The sequence below is a fragment of the Enterobacter sp. UPMP2060 genome (genome assembly GCF_053709655.1).
Map to the genome: position 1 here is coordinate 86,387 of NZ_JBSKJQ010000013.1, position 15,658 is coordinate 102,044.

Here is a 15,658-nt window from a genome sequence, read left to right on the forward strand (position 1 = left end):
ATAAAAGGAGAAAAACATGATTGGTACAGCAAGAGAAATTGCCCTTGAAATGTTCAGACATTCCGACCTCGATGGCGAGAAATACGTTTTCGCCTGCTGGAATCGAAATGACATTCGTTGCGTCTGTCTTGACTGGGATTTAACCGATGAGGAACTGGATGAAGTCTTGCGTCGGCTAAGTTCCTGCCTTGAAAGCGGCGCGGATATCGGCCAGATACGGGCGATAGTCGAAACCATGCTCGATGAGCGACGCGAGAAGCGAACCGTGACTATTCCCGCGAAATCGCTGGCCTTAGTCATGCAGCTTGCAGGACGGGAGATGCAACGTATCGCCGTATGCGCGGAGGATGGCGGCGGATCAGCTGAAGAAACCCTGAAAGAAGAAAATGACGTCATGTTGAGCCTGCGCGCTGCGCTCGATGACTGACAAAGAAGCCGGAGGCGTTGCCTCCGGAAACAGAACAAAAGGAGAACACCATGCAACTGTCACCGGAAACCCGATTGTCGACTACGAGCAGATAATGCGTCTGCCAAACCTCAACTTTTATGTGCGTCTTCCGGGCGAGTATCCGGTCGTTCGCCTGAAGCTGAAATACCGTCCATTGAAAAAACGTCACGCTGGCCTTCTCGAGCGCAATATCCGCGATGCACTGAGTCCGGAACTGGAGAAAGTTATTAAGGAGAATGAGCGCGCAGCGACAGCAGCAGGTCTGACGTTCCCGACCGGTGACGAAGTGCTGGAGAAGGGTAGCGAGACATCATCTGCAGCTGACGTTCCTGCACCGGTTTCTTCTTCAGGATCTTCCGGCTCGCCGGTAACGTCGACCGTCGAAAAAGTGGCTCCTACTCGCATGGAAGAACCGAAACCTTCGCGCAGAGCTGCACCTGAACAGAAGCCGGTACCTGCCAGGGAGCACGTCACATCGCGGACAGAGCCAGTGGTCCCGGAAGTAGTAACAGAAAATCACAGCACGGTGACAGACCCTGTCACCGGAGACAAAAAAGACAACGTCGTTTCTCTTCGGTCTTCTCCTCCTTCAGTAACTCGTCAAAAAGAGACTGCGCCCCTTAAACCGGAAATACCTGCAGCACTGCAAAAAATCCGCAGCAGAACCCAGCTGGATACTTCCTCCGAGCCTGCTGCGGCCGGCGCGCTGGGGATGCTGAAACGGCGGCTCAATACCGGAGCCACATCAGGCGGAGAAGAAGGTCAGGCCAGCGAGAATGCGGGCGAATCAATGAACCTGGATATGAAGGTGACAGCACTGCCAGACGGCGGCCTGAGTCTGACGACGGCTGGGAAGTCAGTGACACCGCAGACCCCGGATGAAGCACACCGGACGAGCCGGCAGCTGGCGAAGGAAGAAGAGAACATTTTAATTCACCGTCACGCGGACGATCCGGGTTACGACGAAAACGACCATCACTATTACGACAGAGAGCCTGAACTATGATGTCAGTCGCCCCAGTAGCGTCAGCCGGCGAGGCTGCAGGCTACTACAGCAATTCCGATAACTACTATTTTCTGGGCAGCCTGCAGAGCCTCTGGATGGGGGAAGGTGCAAAAGAGCTGGGCCTTGAGGGCAATGTCCGTGGCGATGACCTGACGGCCGTGCTCGAGGGACGTCTGCCGGACGGCTCACGGCTTGGCAAGGAGGTTAACGGACAGCACGTCCACCGCCCCGGTCATGACCTGACCTTTTCCGCCCCCAAGAGCGTGTCCATTCTGGCACTCATCGGCAACGATAAAGAAATGGTGGAAGCACATAATCATGCCGTCCGCGTGGCGGCCGGCTATGTGGAGAAGCTCATCTCGGCCCGCGACACGAAAGACGGCGTTACGTCCATTGTACACACCGGCAAGATGGTGGCGGCCGCCTATACGCATGATACCTCGCGCAATCTCGACCCGCAGCTGCACACCCATCTCCTGATTGCCAACATGACGGAGTATGCGGGCAAATGGAAAGCCCTGGCCACGGACTATATCCATAACGCCGGTTTTATCGAGACCGTCATGAAGCACCAGGTCACGCTCGGGAAAATCTATCGCAGCGCGCTGCGCGAGCGGGTTGAAGCGCTCGGCCATGAAGTGGAAGAAGTAGGCAAGCATGGCATGTGGGAGATCAAGGGCGTTCCGGAAGAAGTCAGGGACGAATATTCCTCACGGGGCAGGGAAATACAGGGGGCCGTGGGGGCTGAAGCCACGCTGCGCAGCCGGGATGTGGCCGCCAAAGACACCCGCAGGGCGAAAGTTGACCCTTCGCGGATGCGCCTGATGGAGCGCTGGCTGGGCCAGATGAAGGAGAAGGGATTTGACCTGAAGGCGTATCAGGAGAGCGTGGTGCCGCGTGATGCAGGTCTTCGTGAGACCGCGCCTCAGCCGGAGCGAGATCACCAGACTAAGCCGGTTCCTGCCGGGCCTGAACAGGCTTCTCCGCAGACGTCGTCCACGGCAGAAAAGAGCGTCGACACACCTGCTCAATCCGCAGAACGGGAAAGCCTGTCCCGTCAGCCAGTACCACAACAGACTGACACGCTGAGTCAGCCGGCACAGATTGTTCCCGAAAAGACGCCGGCGACCAGGAGCTTTCCTGCAGCGCAGCTGGACACTGAAATACCCCGCCCGGAACTGACTGAGGCTGTCCGGCTGGCCATCTCGCAGCTTAGCGACAGTAAAACGCGCTTCACCTTTGGCGAGCTGATGATGACCACCGCTGAGCTGAGCGAACGGCTGCCGGAGATTAAGGATATTCGTGTGGCCATCGATGCGGCGCTGAAGGACGGCATGATTGTGCCGCTGGACAGTGAGAAAGGGGTTTTCACCTCCCGTATTCACCTGCTGGATGAACTCTCGATCCAGGCGCTGAGTCAGGAGCATCTCAAATCCACAAAAGTCGTCAGTTTCACCCGCCCGGCACAGTACGCGCCGGCGGCGCTGGAAGTTGTGGAGAAAGACGCCCTGGTTCTGATGAATGCCCCGTCAGGCGTGGCGGGCATCCGTGACCTGACCGCCCAGCTGGCCGGTATTTCCGGGGCGAACGGTCGTGATGTGCAGGTGCTGGCCAGCTCTGCCGAGCGCGCCATTTCGCTGGCGAAATCCGACGATTTACGGGAGCGGATTATCAGCCGGCAGCATATTCTGAGCGGTGATTTCCACATGAAACCCCAGAGCACGCTGATAATCGAAGGGGCAGAACGTCTGGGGCTCAAGGAGACGCTGGTTCTGCTGGGCGAAGCGCGTGCGCAGGATGCACAGCTGGTCTTTCTCGACAGTGCCGGACGGCAGGCGAACGGTAACGCCATGTCCGTGCTGGAGTCCGCGGGAGTTGCCCGCTCCCGCCGCACGGAGCCTGCGCCCGGGCTTGAGGCTGAAGTGGTCAGTATTCCGAACAAACGCGACCGTTACGAGGCGCTGGCCAACCGGTTTGCAGAGCTGAGCGGAGGCAGTGAAAACGTCACCGCCGTCGTGGTCGGCAGGCGTGAACAGGCACAGCTGACAGGCCTGGTACGAGAGGCGCTGCAGAACGCAGGACAACTGGGGCGTGACGGCGTGGAGATAGAGGCCCGGCAGCCGGTCTGGCTCGACAGCAAAACGCGGCGCATGCCCGGTTCATACCGTTCCGGCATGGTGCTTGAGGATCGCACGGACGCAAAAGAGCGTAAGTCGTATGTGATTGACCGGGTGCATGACGACACGCGAGTCCTCTCGCTCATCGACGGTGACGGCGTGCTGACCCGGATGAAAATCGGGGATATCAGCGCTGACTGGCGTCTCTTCAGCCGTGAAACCCTCAGCGTGGCCACCGGCGAAAAACTGCTGTCCGTGGCGGGCGACCGCGAGCACAGCCTGAAGGCCAAAGATCGTCTTGAGGTGACCGGGATAAGTGAAAAGGGGATTGAGGTGAAACGGGGGGAAGACACCCTGACGCTGCCAAAAGACCAGCCGCTCTATCTGTCACATGCTTACGTGACCGCCCCGGGCGGCCGGGATAACGACACCGGCGTGGTGCTGGCCGCGCTGAACAGCCGCGACATCTCGACCCAGACCATGAACTCGCTGGCGCAGAGTGGCCACCGGGCGGAAGTATTCACTGCCGAAGTGCAGGACCGGGCTGAAGCCAGGCTGCAGCGTATGAAGACCAATGCCTCTCCCGTGCAGCTGGTCAGAAACCTGAGTGGCCACGATGACGTCAGTCAGGCAGTGGGTTCACTGCATGACAGCGTCCGGACGGACGCCGGACTGGCCGTCTGGCGTGCCATTAACGACCAGCGCACCGTGGTAATCAGCGAGCTGAAGCTCGCGACGGAAGCGCAGAAATATCATCCCGACCTTGAGGCCATCGGGAATGAAATTGGCGCGATGATCAAAAATGGCGAGCTGTTGTCCGTATCCGCAGGGGGCGAGCCGGTACTGGTTTCCCGGGCCACCTGGGAGATGGAGAAAGCCATCTTGCGCGTGGTGGAGGAAGGCAAGGGCACGCAGCAGCCGTTGCTGGAACAGGTACCGGAGGCCGTGCTGAACGGCCTGACCGATGGACAGAAAAAGTCGACCACCCTGGTGCTGGGTACCACGGACCAGTTTATCGGGATTCAGGGCTATGCCGGCGTGGGGAAAACCACGCAGTTGAAGGCGGTGATATCTGCACTGGAGACTATACCGGCGGACGTTCGTCCGGTGATGACGGGGCTTGCTCCAACTCACCAGGCGGTGAAAGAGATGAGCGACGTCGGTGTCCGGGCGCAGACCATTAAATCCTTTATCGTTGAGCATGATCAGGTGACGGCCGCAGGCGGGAAACCTGACTATAAAGGACAGGTGTTTCTTATCGATGAGTCATCAATGGCAGGCAACCAGGATACGGCAGCACTGTTCCAGGCCATTGCCAGCGGCGGCGGTCGCGCGGTCTCGATGGGGGATATCGACCAGTTTGAAGCGGTTGACGTGGGCGCGCCGTTTAAGCTGATGCAGGAGCGAAGCCCGATGGATGTGGCCATCATGAAGCAAATCGTCCGTCAGAAAGACCTGCAGCTGCGCGGCGCCGTCCACGACATCATTGATAACCGGATCGATGCGGCCCTGCAGCGCATTGAAACCCAGTCGAATGACCGCGTGGCGCGTAGCGCTTCAGCCGAGCTCCCGGAAAGTGCGATTCAGGAAACGGAGACGCCTGTTAGCGACATCGTGGCTGACTGGAAGGACCGGACACCGGAGGCGCGGTCCCGTACGCTCATCATTGCGCAGCTGAACGCCGACCGTAAGGCGATAAATGCCGGCATTCATGCCGCGCTGGCCGCGCGGGGAGAACTGGGGGAGAAGGCCATTAAGGTGCCTGTGCTCGATAAAATCACCCATACGCGCCATGAGTTCAACAAAACAGAGGCCTGGGAAGCCGGGATGGTGGTTAAACGCGGTGACCGCTACCAGGATGTGGTGGCCGTTGACCGTAACGGCAGAACGGTGACGGTACGTGATGAGGAAGGGAAGATTGCTCTGGTTTCACCGAAGGAGCTGATCACCGGTGACGTGCAGCTGTTTCGCCGCAGCGAGATGGAAGTCCGTTCCGGCGATCTGCTTAAGTTCACGGCGACCGATCGCGAACAGGGGCAGATGGCCAACCAGCGCTATACGGTGGAGTCGGTCAGCGAGGAGGGGAATATCCGTCTGAAGGGGGAGAACGGTCGCGTCACCATCAATCCGGAGAAGGTCCGGGCGCAGCAGCATCTCGACTACGGCTGGGCCGTCACCGGCTACGGTGCACAGGGGGCCAGCAGCGATTATGTCATTGCGCTTGAGGGCACGAAAGACGGACGTAAGGCACTGGCTTCCCGTCGTGCCTTCTACATTTCAGCCTCACGCGTGAAAGAGCACGTCCAGATATACACCGACGGGAAAGCGGACTGGGTTAAGGCGGTAAAAACGCCGGAGCGGGATATCAAAACGGCGCACGATGCGCTGGCGCCAGAAACGCAGCGCAAACAGGCGAAAGCCATCTGGGCAATGGGGCAGCCGGTGAATAAAACGGCCATCGGTCGCGCCTGGGTGCGCCATCAGGGTATGCAGGATGCGTCACTGACGGCAAAAATCATCCCTGCCACCCGGCGCTTTCCTGAACCGGCGCTGGCGCTGCCGGTGTATGACAACAATGGCAGGAGTGCGGGCCTGGCCCTGGTTTCCCTGGTCGCCAGTCCGGAAGGACGGATGACGCAGGGTGAGACCCGGATGGTCATGACAGAGCGTGCCCGTGGCGCCGTGCTGCAGCGGAGTCAGTCCGGAAACACGATTGTGGCCAGCGACCTGACGGCTGCACTCGATGCAGTACGAAATCATCCAAAGGACGGTGTGGTCTGGCAGACCGGTGATGAACCGCCTTCAGCATGGCTGCTTAAGGTAAGCGGTGGGACAAAACAGGATGTGTCACCAGGTATTGTCTCCACGCTGACGGACGAACAGAACGTACAGCAGCTGCGCGAGCAAATGCTGGCAGACCAGGTTCGCAATGAAGAAGCCGGTCGGAGCAGGCAGCCGGAGTCGTTGCTGGCGGAAGTTCCACAGGAAGAGGTGATCAGACTGAAACCGGAAGACATTAACCCGCGTAAACCGGAACCACTTAACCCGGATGCGGATGTGATCGCCAGGGTGAGAGGTGAGGCAAACACCGATGGACGGGAATTAAAAGCCGCTGCAGGCGTCAGAAGCGAGCTGGAAGGTGCTGACAAGACCGCCGGTGAACAGTCGCGGGCATCGCGTGTGATTGCAGAACTGGCAAACGCTGAACGCGACATGCTCAGGGCGGCAGAAAATACTGAGCGCGGCCGCACTCAGGAGCGTGAAGAACAGACCCTCACCCGAACCATTCAGAAAGAACGTTAATCCCCCTTTTAACCATGAGAATCAGGCTATGAAAGCAAACAAATTAGCAGCATTAATAGTTACAACATACATTGGCTTTATTTCAACAGCACACGCTTCGACCCCTCAGTCAGTATTCAGCCCGGAGCAGGAGGCTCGTATCGTCGAAATTGCTGCCAACTATCTGGTGTCCCACCCGGAGATTCTGGTGACGGTCAGTCATAAGCTGCAGGAACAACAGGAGGCACGCAAGCAGAAGATGTTCGCACTCAGCGTGATGGAGAATCAGGCGAACCTTCTGCATGATCCGGACACACCGGCTTACGGACCTGATAATGCAAAGGTCGCGGTGATTGAATTCTTTGATTACCAGTGCGTGTTCTGCAGCCGCTTCGCGCCGGAGCTGGAGAAGGTCATGAAAGCGCAGCCGGACGTCCGCTACCTCTTTAAGGAGTGGCCAATTTTTGGTGGTCGCAGGGAAGCTTCACTTCAGGCTGCACAGCAGGGCTGGCGGTCTGGCAAAAAAAAGGGCCGCAGGCCTATGTCACCTATCACAATGCCATCTACGCCACCGGTCATAATGAAGGCAAACTGACGGCGGAGGATATTCACGGGGCAGCGTCAAAGGCGGGGCTGGCCACTCCAGCTCCTGGCGACCATACCGCGACCCTTGAGAAAAACAGTAACCTGGCAGAGGCGCTGGGACTCACCGGAACGCCGGGGATCATCGTCATGCCCGTTAGCGGAGCCACTCCTGACACCATCACGGTCTTTCCGGAAGCCGTTACCGCTGAAAGACTCCAGGCAGCAATCCAGAAAGCCACGGCCAGATAGAGGATTTCAATTTCCTGTTTGCTGTGCCAGCCACATATGCAACCAACTTTTTTTAGCATATAGTTAAGTTCAGTAGTAAAATGCAGCGCCTCGTCGAGAGATGATGATTATGGAGCCCGTCGTGAAATTTAAAATCCAGCACTTGCAGGCCGCAGTGGCACTGGTTCTTGCCAGTTTCCAGCCGCAACCGAAAGTGGTTGCGTGTCAGCCTACGATTGTTGAACGGGTTTACGAAATGGGCTCCAGAGTCAACAAAACCGATATCAGCGAGCTCACTGTTGCTCTCAATGACGTAGCTGAAGAATTACGCTCAAGTCGCATCGAACTGGCCCGGTATGCAGACAGCGATTTCTCCGGCGCTATCAAAGTCGCCAGCGACATCAGAAATCATACTATCCATGTCGCAGGTATTGCAGAGTCCTTTGTTCTGATGCTGCCGGAAAAAAACATCATTCAGTCGTATGACAGGAATTCTGTTGAGTTTGCATTCTTTAAGGCCATTAAAATGGTCAGTCTTGCGACCAAAAACTACCTTAGTCTGATTGATCAAATCACACGAACGACAGAAGTGCGTGAATCTGGAATCAACCTCTCGGCCATGAATCACCTGCTGGGCTCAGGCAACAGGGCTGCGGCTAAATGGCGTTAACGGCTGAGTACAGTCATTTTACGTGGGATACGTTTTTCCAGCCCACGTTTGCCGTTTACCCTGAGCTGGAGAGCCAGTTACAAGCAGAGTTCATTACGTATAAATCAACTGGAGCACCGTCAAATCTTCTTGGAAGAGACGCCCCTTTTGATTTCCCGCCATTCGCTGTCGATGCTAACGTCCAGCATATTCACGTTAATCTGCATTTCCAGCTCACCTGGAGTGCCAGACAAGAGAATTACAACCGTACCTCAGATCACTATCTCATTTACACAGAACACATGTGGGATAGCGGCCGGTTTCTGCTGATGGGGCTGATAACACCGGCTCATGAACGTATGCCAGCGAGAGATACCCGGTTACTCAGCTACTTTTCTGAAGTTGCAGAAGATTTTCACGCTTCATAACCCTCAAAATCACATATGGTACCCGGCGAAAGAACGAAAAAGACCGGCCATCCCGCATATCCAAACCACCCCGGTTCAGAAGGGGAAGCAGGATAGCCGGCAGACCTACTTTAACGGAAGTTCCACAGTGATACCATTCCAGAAAATCACGCAGTCTGCGGACATCCTCATCTTAGGTCCTGTAAACTTAATCTCTTAACATGTTGTTAAGTTCATATCAGATCCAGACGGTCGCGCGCCGTACGCAGGCGCGCTTCACCGCGGCGATCGTACTGCTGGGTGGTGGTGACGCTGGCATGGCCCATCGCATCCTTCACCGTGATGAGATCTTCACCATTATCCAGCATGGCCGTGGCAAAGGTTCGCCTTAAATCGTGAGGCGCGCATTTCGCAATCCCGGCCTGGCGCTGGCGCACCTGCAGGACATGGTACACCGCCTGGTCGGTCAGGCGGTCGTTCGTCAGGGTGTCAAAGCGGCGGATACGGGTGAACAGCGGTCCTTCCTTCTCCCCGCGAACTTCATCAACCCACTTCTGCAGCCGCTGCCAGGTGCCGGCCGGCATGTAGGCCAGGCGCTCCTTGTTGCCCTTGCCCAGCACACGTAGTGCCCGCTCATCTGTGACAACGTCACTCAAATCCAGCCCTACGGCCTCCGACCTGCGCAGGCCGCAGCCAAGAATGACGCCCAGCATCGCCGCATCGCGGATGCCGATGCTGGAATCATCGGCCTCGCAGGCACCAAACAGCGCCCGTATCTCCTCCGGCGGCAGGGCCCGGCCGCGCGGCAGGCGGCTGCCCCTCAGGTTACGCACCGCCCGGATGTGCTGGAAGCTCTCCACGTCCATCAGATTCAGCATCCACGCTTCCTTCGCCACGCCCTTGAGTGCCGAAAGATAGGTGTTGACGGTGGCCGTGGCCCGTCCGGAGTCGCGAAGCAGCTCGGTCACGGCCATCACGTGATGGCGCCGCAGGCTGCCCCAGCTGCAGGCATCGAAGGATGCGGCGCCGAGCATGCCGGCGACGATGTTCAGGAATGAGGCCATGGTCTGCCGGCTGCGGGGCGAATTGAGGGAAAGCAGGTAGGCCCGGGCCGGGCTGACCGGGGCATTCTCCCCGGTCAGCGCCGGCAGGAATTCCTCACCGGGTGGCATTATGGCTTCGGGCAGACTCATCTCCGGTTCGTCGTCGGGCATCAGGATCATGTCGGGCTCCATCCGGGCCGGAAACCGTCCGGCGCGCTGCGTAAGTATACGCCAAAGTGTATCGCAGAAAGTCTACTTTTTCAAAGATACATTTTAATAAATAGAATCAAGAAAAAAAGAAAATCAATACATTTCTTATCTGGATGTCAGTGTAAAATTGTATGTTTAAAAATCATTTCGATATGAAATGTAGTTCATTAAATGTTGACATCTGTCATTTAGAAGAACACATATAGATGTATTTAATTGTTTCAATATGTATTACATTCATTAATTGCGGCTGCATTTAAATTTTTACAATTATGTTATTAAACAGGAGCTTAATCTGATTGCATACTTATCTGAAATAAATATTAAATACATATTTAATGACAAATATATTTCATTGTTATTTCAAGCAATTCATGTACAATGAATTGATTGTATTCGTATTAGTCTATTAATGTAAAATACATTTAAATCAGGGGCGTATATGTCTGAAGCAGGAAGAAAAAAATTAAAAGTCATAACGATATTTCCTTTTCATCTTTTCGATGGTTTTATTTTTATTGATGGAGAGGTGAATGGCACTCAAGGTAAATTTATTCTCGACACAGGAACTCCGTTTAATTTCCTTCTGAATAATAATTTCATAAAACTACCGAAAAATGATTTCTATTCATCTGGATTAACCACTTCAGGTCAAAAAATCACAATATACTCTGCAGATTCAATATCCAATCTACGTATTTATAATAATAACATAGGTAATGAATTAAAAGGAATAAAACATGCAGACCTTCAGTTTATAGGGGAATCGATAACACCTGATTTCATTGGCTTTATAGGTGCCGAATTCATTCAAGAATTCGGTGTGCTTATGGATTTCGATTACCAAACAATAACAATATACCAGGAGTCTATAGATTTAGGGTTAGATGAGTACATTAAAATTAAAATGCAAGGTGATATTAGCAAACCAATGTTTGAAATATATGTCGGTGGAGAAAGGATAGCAGCCTACATTGATACCGGATGTCCCGGGACTCTGGTTTTAAAAGAAGAAATGAAAACAAAACTTGTAAAGTTAGGTGTGTTAAACATATCAAGCACACCTTATATGTATGGTGAGCCAGGAGAATATTTAGTTGCTAACCTCAATTACGTTTCATTGGATTCTAAAACAGTATTAAAACCTTTAAGATACTTAGATTTTTCGGTAGGTAATGAGAATATTATCGGGCTAGGATACCAATTATTTAAAAACTACAAGGCTTTTTTGATGCTAGATGATAAAACCCTTTATTTAAAGGAACGATGAAGGGAGCGTAAAGTTTTTTAAAAGATAATCAACCATAAACTGGATCCTGTACGGTTGGTTAACGCGTTTACGATAAATTATATAGCAGGGCATTACCACACTAAAGTGTGAAGGTAACCTGGGTTTAATAATGTCAGACGCATCTAGCAAAAATCCCGACGTTAATAAATATCCTAATCCGCCTCTACAGGCTTCAATAGCGGTCAGTGTGTTATCGAAAAGAAAGTTTCCAGATACTTTAATGTTCTCTGTCTGCTTATTCTTAGTGTTGGTGAGCTTAAACTGATTTTCATTTTGTCCTGTCATTCTTGTTTTTTGAAGTATAAATGGTTTTTGTGATAGTTCGTATATAGTGGTAAAAGGGTATTTAGCATAGAAACTATCAGTGCAATAAACATTTAATTCCACCGTTCGTAAGAAACGAGAAATTAAATTCTCGTTTCTCGGAGGGGCATATGTTATCAGGATATCACAATTTTCTTCAAATTCGATGCCAGAAAAATAATCCGCTGCTTCCTGATTCCAGGTTGTCATAGTGATGTTGATATCATTACAACTCAATTTTAATGATGGCAAGACATAACGTGCCAAAATAGCCTGAATCCCTGAAGGTGAATATATATTGACGTTATGAGTTATTGACTTCTGGGTTTTTTCGACAAAATCAATCAATTGTTTGTTTTCACGAATGCAGTTTTCAATATAAGGAAAAACCTCGTTGCCAAACTTCGTTAGTGCAACTGGACGTTTATCTCGCTCAATGATTGTTCCACCAATCTTATGTTCAAGAGAAATTATTTTTTTGCTTAATTTTGCCTGAGACATACCCATCTCATACGCTGCTTTCGTAAAACTGCCAAAACGAATAACACAGACCAGAAGATGTAAATCATTGTTTTTTATGTCAAACATATTTCTACTCGTTTATGCGGTTCTAATTGAGTTCAAGCATCTAAGCATACATCGGTAAAAAAATGCAATAAAAATGTGCACAGGATGACTACCAATGAAATCTATCATTTCGTGAATTAATAGAGAAATCCGTTAAAGTATAATAATTTCAATCCTAGGGTTTATCTAAATATTCCATATTGTCATCTGAATCTTTTATTAAATCCATGTGTCGTTTATTGATTAACTCAATAAGTATTTCCCTTTCTTTCGAGGGAACATCTCTGCAAATAAGATTGTGTGCTAGTTCAATATCACTTAAACTTCTACATTTGCTAACGATTTTAATAAAGGCTTCATAAGCATAGTTCATACAGTTTCCTTTTTTTTAAAAAATTACATATGAAATACATTTAAAAGACAACAAGTATAACATCCTAAAGAATATACTTCCATTTCGTGGCTAGTGTGGTTTGATACGTAAGGGGAACTTCAGTATTCAGCTTATCAACGGTTGAAAATTGTATCTGGTGGCTGCCTAAAAAATTGATCAACAAACCCTTTTCATGGGTGATCATTTGGTACATATCTTAGGGCATCTATCCCTACAGCGCGTAATTCATTCACGGTTGAAATACCCATCATTTTCATCGTCGGTTCCATTTCGTGATGCAGCAACTCCAGCGCATGGAATACACCATGTCGCCCACCTGCAGCCAACCCAAAGATATAGGCTCTACCTAAAGACACTGCATTCGCGCCAAGAGCTAACGCTTTGATAATGTCAGCACCGCGCCGAATTCCGCCGTCAAAAATGATTTCTACCTGTTCGTTCACGGCTCGAGAAATCTCCGGCAAGCGCCGGATAGTGGAAGACACGGGATCAAGCTGCCTCCCACCATGATTTGAAATAACAATGGCATCTGCCCCAGCATCCACCGCCTGGCCCGCATCTTCCGCCGAAAGAATACCCTTCACCACCAGACGGCCTTCCCATTGCTCGCGAAGCCACCTCATGTCTTCCCATGTCAACGTATGATCAATTTCTTTGCCTATTTTGGCTACCTGATCCATAATTCCACTTCCCAGCTGCGGGTATTGATCAAGTTGATGCACGGCCGGCATGCCATGAGCGAGGATGTGTATTAGCCAAACCGGATGACAAAGCATTGAGGTTATCTGTTTAAGCGATAAAGAAGAACATGTGCGAAACCCATTGCGTTCATCACGTTCACGAATAGGTGTACAAGGGGTATCAACGGTCAAAAATATGGTATCAATGCCTATTTTACGACACCGCTCTAGCATATCCAGAGTGATATCCCTATTTTTAAAGATGTATAACTGAAAATAAAGTGGACCCTTACGGACTAAAGATACATTTTCAATTGAGCAGATACTAAATGTCGAGATACATTGGGCGATCCCTGCTTCATCAGCGGCATAGCTTGCTTCTATCTCTCCATCCTTATAGTACATACCAGCGAAGCCTATAGGTCCTAGCATGATCGGAAGTTTATGCGAGCTACCGAGAAAATTCGTTGACAGATCTACATTGGTTGAACCTATAAGTACTTTCTGTTTCAGTTCCCATGCATTGAAGTTTTTTTTATTATTTGTCAGCGTTTTTTCGCTATTAGCCCCTCCAATCAAATAATCGTAAAAGACAGAAGGCACCTTTGATTTTGCTATTTTACGTAATTCATCTATATTTACAGCTTGCTCAACTAACATATTAACTCCTATAATAGCTAAGATTGACTCAGTCGCATTAACATAGGCAAGTCAGCAGACGTGCCGTTCCCGATATTTTAGGTGGCCACGGAATAAAGTTTATCCGGCGTTGATAAACACTCTCCGGCTATGCTGAAGTTTCCTTTTGCGTATTATGTGCTCTGACTCAATGTTCGCTAATATCGTCTGTGCCCGACAAATCGATTTGAATCCTAACATTGGGTTCTGTTCACCGTAATACTTGTTTCACAAGGTTGTTTAGGTACCTGGTCCGCCTGACGGCAATGGATTCTTCTTCTTTGTCGGCGTTGAGCGTATTCAGCGCTGCCGTGTTCGATTCATTACCGTGTGAGTCTGTCAACATCGCACTAATTTTGTATTCCTGTGCTGCTATTGTTATTGAATATGTAATGCGGGTGCATCACCTTAATCTGGGTGGAACACACCACGTTGTACCAATCACTGTTTACCGGAAGCATCAGGTAAACAGTTTAGTTGACTTAATTGATGACTTTTTGACCGCTCTTGACCTTTAATGCCTTCAGGTGTACAGCAAGCGTTGCGGCGCTTGTACGCTTTTCTTATAGCAAGACTAATTTGCATCAGCGTCTACTTGCGGTACAGTTCCAAGTTACGGGCAACAAAATCATACCAGTTGCACCCAAGGTTTTGTAACAGTTCCACTGCATCCGGGCTGATTTGTCTTAACCAGTGAACTTCCTGACGGTAGATAAAATTCACTTCACTTTTTTCATTATGCTCACCCATTGCATGCGATGCTGACAGGGGCTTCTAAAGGAACAGTGTGTACGTCACACCAACTTTCTACTTGCATAGCCACAGATTCAACTTCTTGTTTCAGACGAATTGTTTTCTTTTCTTGTGAAAGAACTTTCGCATCTGCCCAGTTTCTTGCTTACAGAGCAAGAGGTTTCTCTGAGTTATGTTCACTGTGAAATTCAGAGAAAATATTTCATTACCGATTCTCGTAATGTATTAATCAATAAGTAGTCTGACTTTATTTTTCCTCTAACTTGTGTGCAATGATCATAGGGGGCTTTATTGGAAGGTTCTTGTGCTACTTATTTTAGTTATTGTTATCATTATTTTCTCCATGGTCCCCTCCCTTAGACATCAGGCTGGAAATATTTTTTATAAAACTATCCAATTGAAAATAGATGGTAAATGCATAAGATGTAGGTTCAAGGTGGCCTCCTTCACGAACGAATAACGGCTCTGAGAAATAAGAGCAAAACCGTTTAAGCATTAAACTTACTGTTGCTGTTGAACAGTTAAGAGCGCGGCTAGTACTATAAATTGTCTTATAGTCCATCATAGCAACAAAATAAATTATGCAATTTAGGTTTACATACTTCATTGCATACATTGCCTGCAATTTTTTCACATGCATAAAAAATTCCTGACTTAATACTTTATCAAGTATGAAAAGCTTAAACATTTTAGAGTATAAATAAAAACAATATATTGAGATATAATTATTCCAAAAAAGGAATGAATCAAATTTTTCAAATGGTTGAGGGTTACTGATTTTAATACAGATTAAGTTGCTTTAAACCACGTTGGGCGCTGCCTTCACTGTATGGTTCTGGTAACTTTATCCTGCTAGCTCGAGCATATATCCGTGATGAACAAGCCGGTCGACTGCTATCACTGCCATTCTCTCATCAACAAAGAAACTACCTCATGTGCTCTGACAGGATTGAACGTCACAGTTGCATGCCTAAATTTAAGTTCAGTACCCTCGCTAGCAGTCCCGCTCGATGGGTG

The 15,658-nt window shown here is 50.3% G+C and carries 10 protein-coding genes and 2 pseudogenes; 7 read left to right on the plus strand and 5 right to left on the minus strand.

Features of this window, described 5'->3' with window-relative positions; translation table 11 throughout:
* Nucleotides 1–16: 16 nt before the first annotated feature.
* From ACWKXN_RS19940 to ACWKXN_RS19965, 6 genes and pseudogenes are all read left to right on the plus strand, one after another.
* Nucleotides 17–427: a hypothetical protein gene (locus tag ACWKXN_RS19940; protein WP_454544236.1), complete on the plus strand. Its 411-nt coding sequence runs from the start codon at nucleotides 17–19 to the stop codon at nucleotides 425–427.
* Complete coding sequence (locus ACWKXN_RS19945; protein ID WP_454544237.1) at nucleotides 420–1,454, plus strand: hypothetical protein; 1,035 nt, start codon at nucleotides 420–422, stop codon at nucleotides 1,452–1,454. Before ACWKXN_RS19940 ends, ACWKXN_RS19945 begins: the two co-directional genes overlap by 8 nt.
* Entirely contained in the window at nucleotides 1,451–6,874 is a 5,424-nt protein-coding gene (traI, locus tag ACWKXN_RS19950; RefSeq protein WP_454544238.1) for a conjugative transfer relaxase/helicase TraI, read from the plus strand. Before ACWKXN_RS19945 ends, traI begins: the two co-directional genes overlap by 4 nt.
* Before the next feature lie 28 nt (nucleotides 6,875–6,902).
* Nucleotides 6,903–7,687, plus strand: a pseudogene (locus tag ACWKXN_RS19955) (DsbA family protein).
* Nucleotides 7,688–7,808: 121 nt separating this feature from the next.
* A complete protein-coding gene (locus ACWKXN_RS19960; protein ID WP_454544239.1) occupies nucleotides 7,809–8,336 on the plus strand; it encodes a hypothetical protein in 528 nt (175 codons plus the stop codon).
* A complete protein-coding gene (locus ACWKXN_RS19965; RefSeq protein ID WP_454544240.1) occupies nucleotides 8,327–8,743 on the plus strand; it encodes a type II toxin-antitoxin system YafO family toxin in 417 nt (138 codons plus the stop codon). Before ACWKXN_RS19960 ends, ACWKXN_RS19965 begins: the two co-directional genes overlap by 10 nt.
* A gap of 212 nt (nucleotides 8,744–8,955) precedes the next feature.
* Here the strand turns inward: ACWKXN_RS19965 and ACWKXN_RS19970 are convergent, their stop codons facing one another.
* Entirely contained in the window at nucleotides 8,956–9,945 is a 990-nt protein-coding gene (locus ACWKXN_RS19970; RefSeq protein WP_454544241.1) for a tyrosine-type recombinase/integrase, read from the minus strand.
* Nucleotides 9,946–10,417: 472 nt separating this feature from the next.
* On the opposite strand from ACWKXN_RS19970, the gene ACWKXN_RS19975 reads away from it, so the two are divergent.
* Nucleotides 10,418–11,245, plus strand: coding sequence for a hypothetical protein (locus tag ACWKXN_RS19975; protein ID WP_454544242.1), 828 nt, complete (start codon nucleotides 10,418–10,420; stop codon nucleotides 11,243–11,245).
* Here the strand turns inward: ACWKXN_RS19975 and ACWKXN_RS19980 are convergent.
* The 4 genes and pseudogenes from ACWKXN_RS19980 to ACWKXN_RS19995 form a co-directional block, all read right to left on the minus strand.
* Nucleotides 11,231–12,157 (minus strand): LysR family transcriptional regulator, encoded by a 927-nt coding sequence (locus tag ACWKXN_RS19980; protein WP_454544243.1) that lies wholly within the window; start codon nucleotides 12,155–12,157, stop codon nucleotides 11,231–11,233. The genes ACWKXN_RS19975 and ACWKXN_RS19980 overlap by 15 nt on opposite strands.
* A 543-nt stretch (nucleotides 12,158–12,700) precedes the next feature.
* Complete coding sequence (locus tag ACWKXN_RS19985; RefSeq protein ID WP_454544244.1) at nucleotides 12,701–13,870, minus strand: alpha-hydroxy acid oxidase; 1,170 nt, start codon at nucleotides 13,868–13,870, stop codon at nucleotides 12,701–12,703.
* 99 nt (nucleotides 13,871–13,969) lie between these two features.
* Nucleotides 13,970–14,207: pseudogene (locus ACWKXN_RS19990) on the minus strand (hypothetical protein); the annotation flags it as partial.
* A gap of 750 nt (nucleotides 14,208–14,957) precedes the next feature.
* A complete protein-coding gene (locus ACWKXN_RS19995; protein ID WP_454544245.1) occupies nucleotides 14,958–15,281 on the minus strand; it encodes a helix-turn-helix domain-containing protein in 324 nt (107 codons plus the stop codon).
* Nucleotides 15,282–15,658 lie beyond the last annotated feature (377 nt).

Coding starts and splice junctions, on each gene's coding strand:
- ACWKXN_RS19965 (WP_454544240.1), top strand. CDS start 8,327: ATGGCGTTAACGGCTGAGTACAGTCATTTTACGTGGGATACGTTTTTC.
- ACWKXN_RS19970 (WP_454544241.1), bottom strand. CDS start 9,945: ATGATCCTGATGCCCGACGACGAACCGGAGATGAGTCTGCCCGAAGCC.
- ACWKXN_RS19980 (WP_454544243.1), bottom strand. CDS start 12,157: ATGTTTGACATAAAAAACAATGATTTACATCTTCTGGTCTGTGTTATT.
- traI (WP_454544238.1), top strand. CDS start 1,451: ATGATGTCAGTCGCCCCAGTAGCGTCAGCCGGCGAGGCTGCAGGCTAC.
- ACWKXN_RS19940 (WP_454544236.1), top strand. CDS start 17: ATGATTGGTACAGCAAGAGAAATTGCCCTTGAAATGTTCAGACATTCC.
- ACWKXN_RS19945 (WP_454544237.1), top strand. CDS start 420: ATGACTGACAAAGAAGCCGGAGGCGTTGCCTCCGGAAACAGAACAAAA.
- ACWKXN_RS19995 (WP_454544245.1), bottom strand. CDS start 15,281: ATGCATGTGAAAAAATTGCAGGCAATGTATGCAATGAAGTATGTAAAC.
- ACWKXN_RS19985 (WP_454544244.1), bottom strand. CDS start 13,870: ATGTTAGTTGAGCAAGCTGTAAATATAGATGAATTACGTAAAATAGCA.
- ACWKXN_RS19975 (WP_454544242.1), top strand. CDS start 10,418: ATGTCTGAAGCAGGAAGAAAAAAATTAAAAGTCATAACGATATTTCCT.